Here is a 15,484-nt window from a genome sequence, read left to right on the forward strand (position 1 = left end):
GTGGGAGCCGGTGGGATCCCTCGGTTCGACTCGGCTGGATCGGCCCCGTATGCTTCCCGATTGGTGGTTTCGCCAGATGCTTCGGCATGCCCGCAGTGGCGGGCGGAGACCACCGGAGGGCACTAGCTCAACTGGCAGAGCATCGGTCTCCAAAACCGAAGGTTGGGGGTTCAAGTCCCTCGTGCCCTGCGAGGAAACACTGCACAGCAACCCGGACGAGAAGGTGAAGAAACGTGGCCGACGGCAACGCGGTTCAGGACGCGCGGCGCGACTCGCGCGGCGACGACCGTGGGCGCACCAGCCCCGTCACGTTCCTGCGCCAGGTGGTGGCCGAGCTCCGCAAGGTGGTGTGGCCCACCCAGCAGCAGCTGATCACCTACTTCTTCGTGGTGCTGGTCTTCGTCACCGTGGTGATGGCTCTGGTGTCGGTGCTCGACCTGGCTTTCGGAAAGCTGGTCTTCGAGATCTTCACCGGTAGCAACACCCAGTGACATCCGGGGCAGTGGATCCCCGCCCCCCAGCAACGAGTACGGAGTGAGACGTGTCGGAAAGCAATGACGTGGACCAGGTCGAGGACCAGGTCGAGTCCGTCGACGAGGCGACCCCCGAGGACGCCGACCTGACCGTCGACGAGAGCGCCGACGACGCCGTCGAGGACGCCGCTGAGGTCACCGACGAGGCTGACGAGAACGCCGCTGAAGTGTCCGACGAGGACGACGCCGACGAGGCCGACGAGCCTGCCGAGGAGAACGACCCGCTCGAGGCCTTCCGCCGCGAGCTGTGGGCCAAGCCGGGCGACTGGTTCGTGGTGCACACCTACTCCGGCATGGAGAAGCGGGTCAAGCACAACCTCGAGAACCGCATCATCTCCCTCAACATGGAGGACTACATCCACGAGATCGTGGTCCCCACCGAGGAGGTCGCGGAGATCAAGAACGGCCAGCGCAAGATGGTCACGCGCACCGTCCTGCCCGGCTACGTCCTGGTCCGCATGGACCTCACCGACGAGTCCTGGTCCGCCGTGCGCCACACGCCGTCGGTCACCGGCTTCGTCGGCCACAGCCACCAGCCGGTGCCGCTGAGCATGAGCGAGGTCGAGGACATGCTCGCCCCGGCCGTCGTGGCCGTCGCCGAGGCCGAGGCCGCCGCGTCCGGTGAGAAGGGCTCCGCCACCACGCCGCGCAAGCCCGTCGAGGTCGCCGACTTCGAGGTCTCCGACTCCGTCATGGTGGTCGACGGCCCGTTCGCCACCCTCCACGCGACGATCACCGAGATCAACGCCGAGTCCCAGCGCGTCAAGGCGCTGGTCGAGATCTTCGGCCGGGAGACCCCGGTCGAGCTGTCGTTCAGCCAGATTCAGAAGGTCTGACGATTTCGTCGGGCCGCTCGGCGGCCTGACAATGAAGTAGCAACAACCCGTGGCAGAGGGCGTCCGTCCTCGTCGTGACCACAAGAGAGAAAGAGAAGGCAATGCCTCCCAAGAAGAAGATCGCCGCGCTCGTCAAGGTGCAGCTGCAGGCCGGTTCGGCCACCCCGGCCCCGCCGGTCGGTACGGCGCTCGGCCCGCACGGCGTCAACATCATGGACTTCTGCAAGGCGTACAACGCCCAGACCGAGTCCATGCGCGGCAACGTGATCCCCGTCGAGATCACCATCTACGAAGACCGCTCCTTCGACTTCATCACCAAGACCCCGCCGGCCGCCGAGCTGATCAAGAAGGCCGCCGGCCTCTCCAAGGGCTCGGGCGTGCCGCACAAGGACAAGGTCGGCAAGCTGACCAAGGACCAGGTCCGCGAGATCGCGACGACCAAGCTCCCCGACCTCAACGCCAACGACATCGAAGCGGCCATGAAGATCGTCGAGGGCACTGCGCGCTCGATGGGCGTCACGACCGACTGATCCGTGGGAGAGCCGCGCTGGCTCGCTAACCACATCCTTCGCACCACAGAAACGAGAAGACAATGCAGCGCAGCAAGACCTACCGCGCGGCCGCCGAGACGTTCGACAAGGACGAGCTCTACGCCCCGCTGGCCGCCATCAAGATCGCCAAGGGTGGCTCCAAGAAGAAGTTCGACGAGACCGTCGACGTCGTCATGCGCCTGGGTGTCGACCCGCGCAAGGCCGACCAGATGGTCCGCGGCACCGTCAACCTCCCGCACGGCACCGGCAAGACCGCCCGTGTCCTCGTGTTCGCCAACGCCGACAAGGCCGAGGCTGCCCGTGAGGCCGGCGCCGAGTTCGTCGGTGGCGACGAGCTGATCGAGAAGGTCGCCGGCGGCTGGCTCGACTTCGACGCCGTCGTGGCCACCCCCGACATGATGGGCAAGGTCGGTCGTCTCGGTCGCGTCCTCGGCCCCCGCTCTCTCATGCCGAACCCGAAGACCGGCACCGTGACGCCCGACGTCGCCAAGGCCGTCTCCGACATCAAGGGCGGCAAGATCGAGTTCCGCGTGGACCGTCACGCCAACCTGCACTTCATCATCGGCAAGGCGTCCTTCTCCGAGGTCCAGCTCGCGGAGAACTACGCCGCCGCCCTCGAGGAGGTGCTGCGTCTCAAGCCGGCCAGCTCCAAGGGCCGCTACATCAAGAAGATCACCGTCTCGACGACGATGGGCCCCGGCATCCAGGTCGACCCCAACCGCGTCAAGAACGTCGCCGCCGAGGACGAGGCCGTCCAGGCCTGAGCCTCCGCGCGCCGAGTCGGCCCGGTCATCCCCTGCGGGGGTGGCCGGGCCGACCTGCATTTCGCCGAGCGCGTCGTTTCGGTGTGGAAGCATCGGGTAGGAAGGGCTCGCACACAGCCCGCGGGCCCAGCCGCCGCACCGCAATCGCACAGGAGACTCCATGCGCGTCACGTCCCTCGCCCGCCGACTCGGCTCCGCCGCCCTGGTCCTGAGCGTCGGTGTCGGCCTCACGGCCTGCAGCGGCGACTCGTCGGGGTCCGACGCGAGCTCCGCCTCCGACAGCGATTCCGAGGCGGGCTCCGCGACGAGCGACAGCTCCGCCGACGCGGAGGAGACCGAGGAGGCCGCGCTGACCGAGCTCGACGCTGCCGGCTTCTACCCCGCGGTGATGGAGGCGATGCGCGAGGCCGAGACGTTCACCTTCCAGACCGTGTCGGAGTCGGGCGGCCAGTCGCAGACGATGGAGGGCGAGGCCCGGTTCGGCGACGACGGGGTGGAGATGAAGGCGGCCAGCACCGGCGCCCAGCCCATGGAGTTGATCATGGTCGGGCAGGCGATGTACCTGAAGTCGCCCGACCTCGGCACCGGTGACAAGTGGCTCAAGATCGACCTCAGCGACCCGAACTCGCTCTTCGGCATGATCGGCAAGGCCACCGACCCGGAGGTCATGTTCAAGGCCATGGAGGCGCCGAAGAAGATCGAGCTCCTCGGGACCGAGGAGGTGGACGGGGTCGAGACCAACCACTACCGCGTCACCATGGACCCGTCGCAGTACCTCGACGCGATGGAGTTCCCGGCGTCGATGGCCGACATGCTCCCCGAGGAGCTGGTGACCGAGATGTGGGTCGACGGCGACAACCTGCCGCGCAAGTTCTCCCAGTCGCTCGACGTGCCGTCCGTGGCCGGCGGCAAGCCGACCTCGACCACCAGTGAGGGCACCTACTCCGACTTCGGCACCGACGTCGACATCGAGGCGCCCCCGGCCGACCAGGTCACCGAGGACATGTTCCCCGGCGCCGCCTGAGCGCCGGTCCCTCCCACGCCGCGACCGGCGGGCGGGTCACTCGCGGAAGACCCGCTCGTCGATCAGCTGCTCCTTGACCTCGAAGCCCTCGGGCTCGTAGCGGCCCTGGTCGAAGCGGGTGCGGAACTGCAGGGTCACGCCGTCGCGGCCGAAGCGGTTCTTCTCGATCGTCAGCACGGCGAAGTCCTTGAAGCGCTCCGCGTTGGTGAGGTCGTACGTCAGGTGGTGCCGCGCGACGATGTCGTACTTGTTGTTGAGCACCATGACCACGTCGGCCTCGTACGCCAGTGCGCTGGAGCCGCGCAGGTCGCTGGCCCGCATCCGCTTGCCGCTGCGCAGCGCGTCCTTGTCGGCGGCGGCGATGGCCAGCACCGGGGCAGCGATGTCGATCGCGAGGTCCTTGAGCCCTTCAACGATCTCGGTCGACCGGAGCTGCTCGTCGGTGTGCGACGACTTGACCTTCTGCAGGTAGTCGATGACCACCAGCGGGGTCGTTCCGGTCGCCTGGCGGACCGAGTCGATGGTCGTCTGGATCGCGGCCAGGTCGGTGCGGGTGCCCGTGGAGCGGTGCACGAAGAGGTGCTCGGAGTAGTGCTCGACCCGCTTGAGCGCGTCGATGCCCGACGGCACCGACTCGAGCCGGTGCTCGAGGGAGCTGACCCACAGGTCGTCGAAGATCGACCGGATGCTGTTGACCCGCACCTGGTCGGACTCGTCGAGCTCGCCGGCCTCCATGGCGATGAGCTTCTGGGTGAGGTCCTCGGCATCGTGCTCGTAGGAGAAGTAGAGGACCGGGCGTCCGGTCGCGGCGTTGTTGCGCGCCATCTGGAGGGCGAAGGTCGACTTGCCCAGGCCCTGCGGGCCGGCGAGCAGGAGGAGCGAGCCGGCGCGCATGCCGCCGCCGATGAGCGGGTCGAGCCCGGCGAAGCCGGTCTTCCAGACCCGCCCGGCCGCGTTGCGCCCGGTGAGCATGCGTTCGTCGCTGCGGGCCAGTGAGGCCCCGACGGTCATGAGCTGGTGATCCACGCCCACCATGGAACCAGTGATGAGCCTTCGCGGCAGGCGAATGCCGGGTTTGGCCCGGGTGCGCACTCCCGATTTGGCCGGTCCCAGTCGGAGCGCGTACTGTTCCTTCTCGAAACCAGAGACCGCAGGTTGTCAGGGGCTCCACGCCCATGACCGAAGGTCCGCAGCAGCGGGCGGCCGGCGCAGGTGACAGAGCAGCGGCACTCGCCGCATCCACGCCCTGAGCCTGTGCTCAGGGCGTTCGTCGTCTGTGGGCCGGACGCCGGTGGTCAACCCCGGAAGGAGACCCATGGCGCGGCCAGAGAAGACTGCCGCCGTTGCAGAGATCGTTGAGTCCTTCAACGACTCCGCCGGCGCTGTGCTGACCGAGTACCGCGGGCTCACCGTGAAGCAGCTGCAGGACCTGCGGCGCTCCCTCGGCGAGAACGCCAACTACGCCGTGGTCAAGAACACGCTGGCCAAGATCGCCGCCTCCGAGGCCGGCATCGAAGGCTTCGACGACCTGCTGACCGGCCCCACCGCCATCGCCTTCATCAATGGAGACGTGGTCGAGGCCGCCAAGGGTCTGCGTGACTTTGCCAAGGCGAACCCCGCCCTTGTCATCAAGGGTGGAGTCCTCGACGGCAAGCCGCTCGACGCGTCCGAGGTGGCCAAGCTGGCCGACCTCGAGTCGCGCGAGGTGCTGATGGGCAAGCTGGCGGGCGCGATGCTCGCGAGCCTCTCCCAGGCCGTCTACCTGCTCAACGCGCCGATCGCCCAGGCCGCCCGCCTCGCGGGTGCGCTCCAGGCCAAGGCCGAGCAGGACCCCTCGATCCTCGCAGGTGGTGCCGGTGCTCCGGCTGCTCCCGCTGCCGAGGACGCCCCTGTCGACGAGGCCCCCGCGGCCGAGGAGACCGAGGCGACCGACGAGGCTGCCGAGCCGGCCGCCGAGTCCACCGACGCCTGACACCAGGCCGACGTACACCACCTGAAACCCGGCACGACGCACCACCGCGATCGCGCCACACACGGAAGGAACCGCCACCATGGCGAAGCTCAGCACCGACGAGCTCCTTGACGCGTTCAAGGAGATGACCCTGATCGAGCTCTCCGAGTTCGTCAAGCAGTTCGAGGACACCTTCGGCGTGACCGCCGCCGCCCCCGTCGCCGTGGCCGCCGCCCCGGCCGCCGGTGGCGCCGCCGGTGGCGACGCCGGTGCCGCGGAGGAGAAGGACGACTTCGAGGTCGTCCTCGAGGCCGCTGGCGACAAGAAGATCAACGTCATCAAGGAGGTGCGTGCCCTGACCTCCCTCGGTCTGAAGGAGGCCAAGGACCTCGTCGAGGCCGCCCCCAAGACGATCCTCGAGAACGCCAACAAGGAGACCGCGGACAAGGCGAAGGAGGCCCTCGAGGCCGCCGGCGCCACCGTCACCGTCAAGTGACGATCCGCTAGTCGCACCAGCTCGTCCCACGAGGGGCGGTCACCGTGAGGTGGCCGCCCCTCGTGTCATTTCCGGGTCGCCGCGGGCTCTGTCGTCCCGGGCTCCGACGCACTAGAGTGAGCAATCTCGATGCGCATCACGAAACGAGTTGCTCCATGCGCAACAAGCGAACGGCCGCTACCCTCATCCGCCTGTTGGGCAACGCCCGCTACGAGGTGCTGCCCACGGCCTCGACCGAGGACAAGCTGCTCGCCCACGTGGCACGGGACCGCACCGTCACGGTGACCGCGTCGCCCTCGAAGGGCCTCGACGCCACCTTCGACCTGGCGGAGCGACTGCACGGTCACGGCTACACGGTGGTCCCGCACCTCGCCGCGCGGATGGTGAGCGGCCGGAGCGAGCTGGAGGAGATCGTCGACCGGCTCGTCGGCAAGGGGATCACCCGGGTCTTCGTGCCCGGCGGCGATGCGGAGCCGGCCGGCGACTACCTCGACGCGCTCGGCCTGCTCGAGGACCTCGCGGCGATGGGGTCACCGTTCGCGCACGTCGGCATCACCGGCTACCCCGAGTCGCACCCGACCATCCACGACGACCTCACCGTGCAGTCGATGTGGGACAAGCGCCGCTACGCCACCCACATCGTCAGCAACCTGACGTTCGACCCCGCCGTGGTGCGCGACTGGGTGCAGCGGCTGCGGGCGCGCGGCGTCACGATGCCGCTGCTGCTCGGGCTTCCCGGCCCGGTCGAGCGGGCCAAGCTGCTCGGGATGGCCACGAAGATCGGGGTGGGGGAGTCGACGCGGTTCCTCGCCAAGAACAAGGGCCTGTTCGCCCGGCTGGCCGCACCGGGCGGCTTCACCGGCGAGAGCTTCCTGGAGAAGTGCGCCCCCGCGCTGGGCGAGGGCGCGCTGGTCGAGGGGCTGCACGTCTTCACGTTCAACCAGATCGCCGAGACCGAGGCCTGGCGCACCGGCATGCTGAAGCGGCTGCAGCCCTAGTGGACGAGGTCGGCCAGGGCCCGCTCGAGGCCGCTGGTGCCGGTCTCGACGACGGTCAGCGGCAGACCGATGCTCGCCGCGGCCTGCTCAGCGAGGGCACGCAGCTCCGCGTCGGGCTGCTGGGCCAGCCACACCACGCGCGAGTAGTGGCCGAAGTAGGTGTCGCGCAGGTCGGGGTAGCGGTCCAGCCCGAGCTCCTGGAGGACCGTGCGCGCGAACGAGCGGGCCAGGAAGTCGGTCAGCACGTAGGTGCCCGGCTGCTCGTCGAAGAGCCGCTCGAGGCGCTCGCTGCCGGCGTACAGGTCGTAGCAGTGCAGCCCGGGCAGTCGCTCGAGCCCGAGGTCGGCGCAGACCGTGTCGAGGGCTCCGTAGGTGCCGCAGTCGGCGTAGCCCACCACGACGCGGGAGTACGACGCCCGCAGCCGCTCGGCGAGCGTGCGCACCTCGCCGGCGATCCGCTCGGGGTGGTTGTGCAGGAGCGGCGGGAGCGGGTGCACGTCGACCGGCCACCCGCGACGCTGGACGATGCCGGCCGCGGGCTGGGCGAGGGCGCCGCACGCGATCAGGGCGACCCGGTCGCCCTGCTCAGGACTGCCCGAAGGCGAGCTGCTCGACGAACGCGTCGTTGAAGTCGGGGCGGTCGGAGAGCTCGACATAGGTCACCTCCTCCAGCAGCGCCGAGGCGCCGGCCCGCTCGCGGACCGACAGCAGCGCCATCTTCGCCCCCTCGCCCGCGACGTTGCCGGCGGCGACGATGCGGAGCACGGGCAGCTTCGGCACCAGCCCGATCCGGACGGCGGAGGCGGGGGAGAGGTAGCTGCCGAACGAGCCGGCGAGCAGGACCTGCTGCACGTCGCGGTGCTCGAGGCCGAGCTCCTGCAGCAGCAGCGACCAGCCGGTCGAGATCGCCGCCTTGGCGAACTGCAGCTCCCGCACGTCGCGCTGGGAGAGGTAGACGCACTCGGCGGGCTCGGCCTCGGGCGTGGGGCGGTGCAGGACGAAGACCCGCTCCTCGCCGACCCGGGCCAGCCGGTCGGCCAGCGCGGGCGCGATCTCCTTGGCGGCCTCGTCGGGCACCAGCCGGCCGGTGTCGTCGAGCAGGCCGACCCGCACCAGCTCGGAGACCGCGTCGACCAGACCGGAGCCGCAGAGTCCCTTGGGCTCGACGTCGCCGATCACGCCGAGGGTCACGGCCGGCTCGTCGGCCGGTGCCTGCGGGTCGACCTTGATCACCTCGATCGCACCGTCGGCGGCCCGCATGCCGCAGCGGATGGCGCCGCCCTCGAACGCCGGGCCAGCCGGCGCCGCTGTCGACACGATCCGGTCGCCGTCGCTCAGCACGATCTCGCAGTTGGTGCCGACGTCGATGAACAGCCGCACCCGCTTGTCGCGGTCCATGCCGGTGGCGAGCATGCCGGCGACGATGTCACCGCCGACGTAGGCACCGAGCGCGGGGAAGAAGAACGCGCGGGCGCGCGGGTGCAGGGCGAGGCCGATGTCGGCGGCGAGCACGGTGGGCGGCTGGGCGACGGGCATGACGAAAGGGGCCACCCCGAGCGGCTCGGGGTCGAGGCCGAGCACGAGGGAGGTCATCGTGGCGTTGCCCGCGACCGCGACCTCGTAGACGTGGGCCGGGTCGACGCCCGCCTCGCGGCAGACCCGGGTGGCGAGCTCGGCGAGGGTCGCGCCCGCGGCGTCCCGGAGGCGGTCCAGTGCCTGGTCGTCCATCATCGTCGCGCTGATGCGGGTGATGACGTCGCCGCCGAACGGCTGCTGGCGGTTGAGGGTCGACGCGACCGCGACCGGGGTGCCGGTGCCGACGTCGAGGAGGGTGCCGACCACCGTGGTGGTGCCGAGGTCGAACGCGATGGCGTAGCGGGTCGCGGTCGTGTCGCCGGGCTCGATGTCGACGAGGTCCTCGTCGACCACGACGGCGGTGACCTTGAAGTCGGACTGCCGGAGCACGGTGCCGAGCCGTCGCAGCGCGTGCACGTCGGCGGTGAGCTCGAGGTCGTCGATCGCGTCGCCGAGTCGGGCCAGGTCGGTGCGCTGGTCGGCGAGCGTGGGCTCCTCCAGCTCGACGTAGCGCTTCTGGACCGCGGGCCGGAGGATGACCTGCCGCCCGATCCCGACGGTCGCTGCCTTGGGTCGCGTGGTGAGCGGCGGCACCTCGACCGCGAGGTCGCGGGTCGCCTGCACCAGGCAGCCGAGCCGCCAGCCCTCCGCGAGCTGGCCGGGCGTGAAGGTGCGCGCGTCGTGGCGGGTGACCGGGAGCTCGACGGACGACGTCACGCGCACCTTGCACTTGTGGCAGGTGCCGTGGCCGCCGCAGGTGGAGTCGATGGCGATGCCGTTCCACGACGCGGCGTCGAAGACCGTGACGCCGGGTGGGACGCGTACGTCGCGCTGCGTCGGCGGCAGCTCGGCGCCGTCCTCGGCACGTCCGGCCACGGTGAACGCGAGATCGACGCGACCGGTGCCGTCGTGCGCGGCGGGCTCGGCCCCGGGCCTCTCGATGAGGCCCTCGCGGGCGATGTCCGCGAGCGAGAAGTCCGGGCCGTCGGGCGGCTTTGTCATCCGGTCACGCCTGGGCCGCCGCCTGCTTGGCGCGGTGCGCCGAGATCCACGCCATGCCCCAGTCGTCGTGGCCGAGGAAGACGTCGGCGGCCTTGACCGACTCGACGACCTCGGGGGTGCGGGCGTCCATGATCGCGCTGGTCAGCCCCGAGGTCATCGCCATCGGCAGCCACGTGGCGTTGAGCGTGTGGCGGCCCGGCATGCCGAAGCTGACGTTGGAAGCGCCGCAGGTCATGTTGACCCCGAACTCGTCGCGGATGCGCCGCATCACCTCGAAGGTCACCAGGGAGGTGGTGGTGTCGGCACCGATCGGCATGGCGAGCGGGTCGATGACGATGTCGGCCTGGGCGATGCCGTACTCCTCGGTGGCGACCCGGACGATCTTGCGGGTCAGCTCGACGCGCTTGTCGGCCTCCATCGGGATCTCGTCGTGGTCGTTGGGCAGCGCGATGATCGCGGCGTCGTACTTCTTCACCAGCGGCAGGATCAGCGCCAGCCGGTCGTCCTCGGCGGTGACCGAGTTGACCAGGGCGCGGCCCTGGTAGACCGCGAGTCCCGCCTCCAGCGCCTCGACGACCGAGGAGTCGATGCAGATCGGCAGGTCGGTGAGCCCCTGGACCATCTTGATCGCGGTGGCGAGCAGCTCGGGCTCGTCGGTGAGCGGCACCCCCATGTTGACGTCGAGAACGTCGGCGCCCCCCTCGACCTGGGCCTTCACGTCGCGCTCGATCGCGGAGAAGTCGCCCTCGCGCAGCTGCTCCTGGAAGATCCGGCGGCCGGTCGGGTTGATCCGCTCGCCGATGAGGCAGAAGCGGTGCTCGTGGCCGATCACCACCTCCTTGGTCGCCGAGCGCAGGACGGTGCTGAGGGGAGCGGCAGTCATGCCGGGACCCTCGCGCGCTTCTCCTCGAGCAGGCTCTTGGCGCGCTTGACGGTCTGCGACGCGTCGGCCGCGTAGCCGTCGGCGCCGACCGCGTCGGCGTACTCCTGGGTGACGGGCGCGCCGCCCACCATGACGATCACGCTGTCGCGGATGCCGGCCTTCTCGAGGGCGTTCATGTTGGCCTTGAACATCGGCATCGTGGTGGTGAGGAACGCCGAGAAGCCGACGATGTCGGGCTGGTGCTCGTCGATGGCGGCGACGAACTTCTCCGGCGCGACCTGGACGCCGAGGTCGATCACCTCGAAGCCGGCGCCCTCGAGCATGATGTTGACGAGGTTCTTGCCGATGTCGTGGACGTCGCCCTTGACCGTGCCCATCAGGAACTTGCCGATGGTCTGCACGCCGGTCTCGGCGAGCAGCGGGCGCAGCCGCTCCATCGCACCGGCCATCGCGCGACCGGCGATCAGCATCTCGGGCACGAAGAAGTCGCCGCGCTCGAAGCGTGCGCCGACCTCCTCGAGCGAGGGGATGAGGGCGTCGAAGAGCAGCGTCTGCGGCTCCATCGAGCTCGACAGCCCCTCCTCGGTCAGCTCGAGCACACGGGGGGCGTTGCCCACGAGCGTCTCGTCGTAGAGGGCTTGCAGGATCTCCTCGGGTGTCATGCGACCACCTCCTGGGCTCGGGCGATGTCTCGGGGTTCTCGGGGCGTGTGGGGTGCCGGTCCGCGCAGCAGGGCCGAGAGCGCGGTGGCGTGGTCCAGGAGGCTGCGGCCGAGGTCGTCTAGCCGGCCCTCCAGGCGTGGGGTGGGACCCGAGATCCCGAGCGCCGCGACGAGGTCGCCGCGCGGGCCGTGCACCGGCACGGCGACACCGGTGAGCCCGATCTCGAGCTCGTCGGCGGTGACCGCCCAGCCGCGCTCGCGCGTGCGTACGCCGTCGCGCTGGAGGGCGGCGGCGTCGACGAGCGTCTGGGGCGTGGGTTGCTCGAGCTCGCCGGCGGGGATCTCGAGGGCGTGCCAGGCGTAGAAGACCTTGCCGAGCGCGGAGCAGTGGGCGGGGACCTCGATCTCGGTCCAGTCGCGGGTGCCGAGGAGGTAGCGGGAGTCGACCTGCGCGACCTGGACGACGCGCTCGCCGCGGGTGACGCTCAGGTGGACGGTCTCCCCGGTGGCCTCGCCGATGGCGTCCATCGCGGGACGGGCCAGGCGGACCAGCTCGTCCCACGGGTCGTGGCGGGCGGCGTACAGCCAGAAGAGCCGACCGGCGACGTAGGAGCCCGCCGCGTCACGCTCGAGGAGCCCGGTGCGCTCGAGCGCGGTGAGCATCCGCGAGGTCGTCGACTTCGCCAGCCCGCTCGCGTCCTGGAGGTCGGCGAAGGTCATCGGCTCGTCGGCGTGGACGACCGTGGCGACCAGGTCCGCGGCGCGGTCGAGCGCACGCGTGCCGGTGGCTGCGTCGCCCACGTCGTGCTCCGTCCGCCGAGGGGGTTCCCAAGGAGTTCCATGATGTGGAACCGTGGTTCCACATCATGAGGCTAGAAGCCACGGGACGCCACGGTCAAGCGTCGACGGCTGAAGCCGAGACCCCGACACAGGAGGACCCGTGTTCCGCAACACGATGCCGCGCTACGAGGTGCTGTCCGAGGACGCCATGGCCACCCTGGACAAGGGGTGGCGCCGGCTGATGTCCGAGATCGGCGTGGAGTTCATGGACGAGCGCGCCCTCGACCTGTTCCGCAAGGCCGGCCAGAAGGTCGAGGGCAACGCGGTCTTCCTCGACCCCGACTTCGTGCTCGAGCAGGTCGCCAAGGCGCCGGCGGAGTTCGACCTCCAGGCCCGCAACCCGGAGAACAACGTGCACATCGGCGGCGACTCGATGGCCTTCGGGGCGGTCTACGGGCCGCCCTTCGTCCGCGAGGGCGACGTGCGCCGCGACGGCACCATGAACGACTTCCGCGACTTCGCCCGGCTGGCGCAGAGCTTCTCCGTGCTCGACTCCGCCGGTGGCGTCGTCACGGAGCCCAACGACACGCCTCTCGACAGCCGGCACCTCGACATGACCTACGCGCTGCAGACGCTGACCGACAAGATCTACATGGGCAACGTGGTGTCGGGGGTCAACGCCGCCGACACGATCCGGATGACCGAGATCCTCTTCGGCTCGCGCGAGGCCATCGAGGAGACCCCGGCGCTGATCTCCCTGATCAACTGCAACAGCCCGCTGCGCTGGGACGACCGGATGCTGGAGGCGCAGTTCGAGTACACGGCCGCCAACCAGCCGGTCGTCCTCACGCCTTTCATCATGATGGGCGCGATGTCGCCGGTGACGATCCCGGCCGCCCTCGTCCAGCAGATCACCGAGGCGCTGTCGGGCATCGCGCTCTCGCAGCTGATCCGCCCCGGGGCGCCGGTCGTCTTCGGCTCGTTCCTCACCAACATCGACATGCAGTCGGGCTCGCCGACCTTCGGCACGCCGGAGTCCGGCATCGGCCTGCTCTGCACCGGGCAGATCGCTCGCCACTTCAACCTGCCGTTCCGCACCGGCGGCGGCCTGACCTCCTCGCAGGTGCCCGACGCGCAGGCGGGCTACGAGGCCCTGATGACCCTCATGCCGACCTTCCTCGCCGGCGCCAACTGGGTGATGCACTCCGCCGGCTGGCTCGAGGGCGGCCTGGTCGCGGGCTTCGAGAAGTTCGTGATCGACGCCCAGCTCGTCGAGATGCTCCAGCACGAGTTCACCCCGATGGAGATCGACGAGGCCTCGCTGGCCTTCGACGCCCACCAGGAGGTCGGCCACGGCGGGCACTTCCTCGGCGCGATGCACACGATGGAGCGGTTCCGGACCTGCTTCTACCGACCCTTCCTCAACTCCAGCGACAACTACGAGCGCTGGATGCGCAACGGCGCCAAGGACACCGCCACCCGCGCCGGCGAGATCTACAAGAAGAAGCTCGAGGACTTCGAGGCCCCGCCGCTCGACGACGCGATCCGCCAGGAGCTCGAGGAGTACGTCACCCGGCGCCGCGCCGAGCTCGGCGACTGACCGGGCGGTTCGTCCCCGTCTGGTGCGGTGACCGGGCACTTCATCCCCAGAGCGGCGGGTGTGACGGGGAGGAAGTGCCCGGTCGATGGCTGTGACGGGGAGGAAGTGCCCGGTCAGCTGAGGCCGAGGATGGTGCCGTCGTCGAGGAGGTCGATCCGGCCGGCGGAGGGGTCGCGGGGGAGGCCGGGCATGGTCATCATGTCGCCGCACACGACCACGACGAACCCGGCGCCGGCGGAGAGCCGGACCTCGCGGACGTGGAGCTCGTGGCCCGACGGGGCGCCGAGGCTGGTCGGGTCGGTGGAGAACGAGTACTGCGTCTTGGCCACGCACACGGGCAGCCCGCCGTAGCCGTCCTTCTCGACGCGCAGCAGCCGCCGGCGGGCCTTGGCGTCCCACGTCACCAGCCCCGCGCCGTAGAGCCGGGTCGCGATGGCCTCGACCTTCTCCGTCAGAGACAGGTCGTCGTCGTAGGTGAAGGAGAACTCGTACGGCGACGGCTCGTCGAGGGCGGCGAGCACACCCTTGGCCAGGTCCTGGGCACCGGTCCCTCCGTCTGCGAAGTGGGTGGCTGGGAAGGCGCGCACGCCCTCGGCGCCGACGAGCTCGACGACCTGGGCGACCTCGACGTCGGTGTCGGTGGGGAAGCGGTTGACCGCGACCACGCAGGGGATGCCGTAGACGTCGCGGATGTTGTCGAGGTGCCGCCGGAGGTTCACCATCCCGGCCTCGACGGCGCCGAGGTCCTCGGTGCCGAGGTCGGCCAGGGCGACGCCGCCGTGGTACTTGAGGGCGCGGACCGTCGCCACGACCACGGCCGCGTCGGGGCGCAGGCCGGACTTGCGGCACTTGATGTCGACGAACTTCTCGGCACCCAGGTCGGCGCCGAAGCCGGCCTCGGTGACCACGATGTCCGCGAGCCTCAGGCCGGCGCGGGTGGCCATGACCGAGCTGCAGCCGTGCGCGATGTTGGCGAAGGGGCCGCCGTGCACGAACGCCGGGGCGCCCTCGATCGTCTGGACGAGGTTGGGCGCCAGCGCGTCGCGCAGCAGGGCGGCCATGGCGCCGTCCGCGCCGAGCTCGCGCGCGGTCACCGGCGCCATCGCGCGGGTGTAGCCGACGACGATGTCGCCGATCCTGCGCTTGAGGTCGCCCCACGACTCGGTGAGGCAGAAGATCGCCATCAGCTCCGAGGCCACGACGATGTCGAAGCCGTCCTCGCGCGGGAAGCCGTTGGCGTGCCCGCCGAGGGCGACGGTCACCTCGCGCAGGGCGCGGTCGTTCATGTCGAGCACCCGCTTCCACGTGACGCTGCGGACGTCGAGGTCGAGCTCGTTGCCGTGGTGGACGTGGTTGTCGATCAGCGCGGCGAGCAGGTTGTTCGCCGCGGCGATGGCCGCGAAGTCCCCGGTGAAGTGCAGGTTGATGTCGGTCATCGGGACGACCTGGCTGTAGCCGCCGCCGGCGGCGCCACCCTTCATGCCGAACACCGGTCCCATCGAGGGCTCGCGCAAGCAGGCGACCGTGCGGTGGCCCAGGCCGTGGAGGGCGTCGGTCAGCCCGACGGTCGTGGTGGTCTTGCCCTCGCCCGGCGGGGTCGGCGAGAGCGCCGTCACCAGCACCAGCCGTCCGAGCGGCCGGTCCGCCAGCGAGGCGACGTAGCCGAGGTCGACCTTGGCCTTGTAGTGGCCGTAAGGGACCAGGCTCTCCTCGGGGATGCCGAGCGTCTGTTCCGCGATCTCGCGGATGGGGCGCAGCACGGCCGCGTTGGCGATCTCGATGTCGGACAGCATGGTCGGTCCCTCTCCTCGTGGCCGTGTGGTGCGCCGC

The 15,484-nt window shown here is 70.2% G+C and carries 16 protein-coding genes and 1 tRNA gene; 10 read left to right on the plus strand and 7 right to left on the minus strand.

What is annotated here, in order from left to right:
• Window positions 1–116 precede the first annotated feature (116 nt).
• The 6 genes from ACE3QY_RS04025 (at window position 117) to ACE3QY_RS04050 (ending at window position 3,708) form a co-directional block, all read left to right on the plus strand.
• Window positions 117–189: transfer RNA gene (locus tag ACE3QY_RS04025), tRNA-Trp, on the plus strand.
• 44 nt (window positions 190–233) lie between these two features.
• Window positions 234–491 (plus strand): preprotein translocase subunit SecE, encoded by a 258-nt coding sequence (secE, locus tag ACE3QY_RS04030; protein WP_311287739.1) that lies wholly within the window; start codon window positions 234–236, stop codon window positions 489–491.
• A gap of 50 nt (window positions 492–541) precedes the next feature.
• Window positions 542–1,369: a transcription termination/antitermination protein NusG gene (gene nusG, locus ACE3QY_RS04035; protein WP_374454709.1), complete on the plus strand. Its 828-nt coding sequence runs from the start codon at window positions 542–544 to the stop codon at window positions 1,367–1,369.
• 101 nt (window positions 1,370–1,470) lie between these two features.
• Entirely contained in the window at window positions 1,471–1,899 is a 429-nt protein-coding gene (rplK, locus tag ACE3QY_RS04040) for a 50S ribosomal protein L11 (RefSeq protein ID WP_374454710.1), read from the plus strand.
• A gap of 62 nt (window positions 1,900–1,961) precedes the next feature.
• Window positions 1,962–2,684, plus strand: a complete 723-nt coding sequence (gene rplA / locus ACE3QY_RS04045) for a 50S ribosomal protein L1 (RefSeq protein WP_374454711.1) — start codon at window positions 1,962–1,964, stop codon at window positions 2,682–2,684.
• 160 nt (window positions 2,685–2,844) lie between these two features.
• Window positions 2,845–3,708 carry a hypothetical protein gene (locus ACE3QY_RS04050; protein ID WP_374454712.1) on the plus strand — a complete coding sequence of 288 codons (864 nt, stop codon included), beginning with the start codon at window positions 2,845–2,847 and terminating at the stop codon, window positions 3,706–3,708.
• 36 nt (window positions 3,709–3,744) lie between these two features.
• Here ACE3QY_RS04050 and ACE3QY_RS04055 read toward each other — a convergent pair whose 3' ends face one another.
• Window positions 3,745–4,734: a DnaB-like helicase C-terminal domain-containing protein gene (locus ACE3QY_RS04055; RefSeq protein WP_374454713.1), complete on the minus strand. Its 990-nt coding sequence runs from the start codon at window positions 4,732–4,734 to the stop codon at window positions 3,745–3,747.
• 289 nt (window positions 4,735–5,023) lie between these two features.
• On the opposite strand from ACE3QY_RS04055, the gene rplJ reads away from it, so the two are divergent.
• The 3 genes from rplJ to ACE3QY_RS04070 all read left to right on the plus strand — a co-directional run bounded on the left by rplJ (window position 5,024) and on the right by ACE3QY_RS04070 (window position 7,153).
• Window positions 5,024–5,680 (plus strand): 50S ribosomal protein L10, encoded by a 657-nt coding sequence (rplJ, locus tag ACE3QY_RS04060; protein WP_374454714.1) that lies wholly within the window; start codon window positions 5,024–5,026, stop codon window positions 5,678–5,680.
• A gap of 79 nt (window positions 5,681–5,759) precedes the next feature.
• Window positions 5,760–6,155: a 50S ribosomal protein L7/L12 gene (gene rplL / locus ACE3QY_RS04065; protein WP_374454715.1), complete on the plus strand. Its 396-nt coding sequence runs from the start codon at window positions 5,760–5,762 to the stop codon at window positions 6,153–6,155.
• A gap of 155 nt (window positions 6,156–6,310) precedes the next feature.
• Window positions 6,311–7,153 carry a methylenetetrahydrofolate reductase gene (locus ACE3QY_RS04070; protein ID WP_374454716.1) on the plus strand — a complete coding sequence of 281 codons (843 nt, stop codon included), beginning with the start codon at window positions 6,311–6,313 and terminating at the stop codon, window positions 7,151–7,153.
• Here ACE3QY_RS04070 and ACE3QY_RS04075 read toward each other — a convergent pair.
• Genes ACE3QY_RS04075 through ACE3QY_RS04095 form a run of 5 tightly spaced genes read right to left on the minus strand, consistent with a single transcriptional unit; the run spans window position 7,150 to window position 12,075 of the window.
• Window positions 7,150–7,809: a DUF1638 domain-containing protein gene (locus ACE3QY_RS04075; protein ID WP_374454717.1), complete on the minus strand. Its 660-nt coding sequence runs from the start codon at window positions 7,807–7,809 to the stop codon at window positions 7,150–7,152. The two genes, ACE3QY_RS04070 and ACE3QY_RS04075, sit on opposite strands and share 4 nt — an antisense overlap.
• Window positions 7,739–9,730, minus strand: coding sequence for an ASKHA domain-containing protein (locus ACE3QY_RS04080; RefSeq protein WP_374454718.1), 1,992 nt, complete (start codon window positions 9,728–9,730; stop codon window positions 7,739–7,741). Before ACE3QY_RS04080 ends, ACE3QY_RS04075 begins: the two co-directional genes overlap by 71 nt.
• Window positions 9,731–9,734: 4 nt before the next feature.
• Window positions 9,735–10,613 carry a dihydropteroate synthase gene (locus tag ACE3QY_RS04085; RefSeq protein WP_374454719.1) on the minus strand — a complete coding sequence of 293 codons (879 nt, stop codon included), beginning with the start codon at window positions 10,611–10,613 and terminating at the stop codon, window positions 9,735–9,737.
• On the minus strand, window positions 10,610–11,275 hold the full coding sequence (locus tag ACE3QY_RS04090; protein WP_374454720.1) for a corrinoid protein: 666 nt from the start codon (window positions 11,273–11,275) through the stop codon (window positions 10,610–10,612). The genes ACE3QY_RS04085 and ACE3QY_RS04090 overlap by 4 nt, the downstream gene beginning before the upstream one ends.
• Complete coding sequence (locus ACE3QY_RS04095; RefSeq protein WP_374454721.1) at window positions 11,272–12,075, minus strand: IclR family transcriptional regulator; 804 nt, start codon at window positions 12,073–12,075, stop codon at window positions 11,272–11,274. Before ACE3QY_RS04095 ends, ACE3QY_RS04090 begins: the two co-directional genes overlap by 4 nt.
• Before the next feature lie 139 nt (window positions 12,076–12,214).
• On the opposite strand from ACE3QY_RS04095, the gene ACE3QY_RS04100 reads away from it, so the two are divergent.
• Entirely contained in the window at window positions 12,215–13,654 is a 1,440-nt protein-coding gene (locus tag ACE3QY_RS04100) for a trimethylamine methyltransferase family protein (protein ID WP_374454722.1), read from the plus strand.
• Window positions 13,655–13,767: 113 nt separating this feature from the next.
• Here ACE3QY_RS04100 and ACE3QY_RS04105 read toward each other — a convergent pair whose 3' ends face one another.
• Complete coding sequence (locus ACE3QY_RS04105; RefSeq protein WP_374454723.1) at window positions 13,768–15,447, minus strand: formate--tetrahydrofolate ligase; 1,680 nt, start codon at window positions 15,445–15,447, stop codon at window positions 13,768–13,770.
• Between the last annotated feature and the right edge of the window lie 37 nt (window positions 15,448–15,484).

The organism is Nocardioides sp. (genome assembly GCF_041913365.1).
GTDB lineage: Bacteria > Actinomycetota > Actinomycetes > Propionibacteriales > Nocardioidaceae > Nocardioides.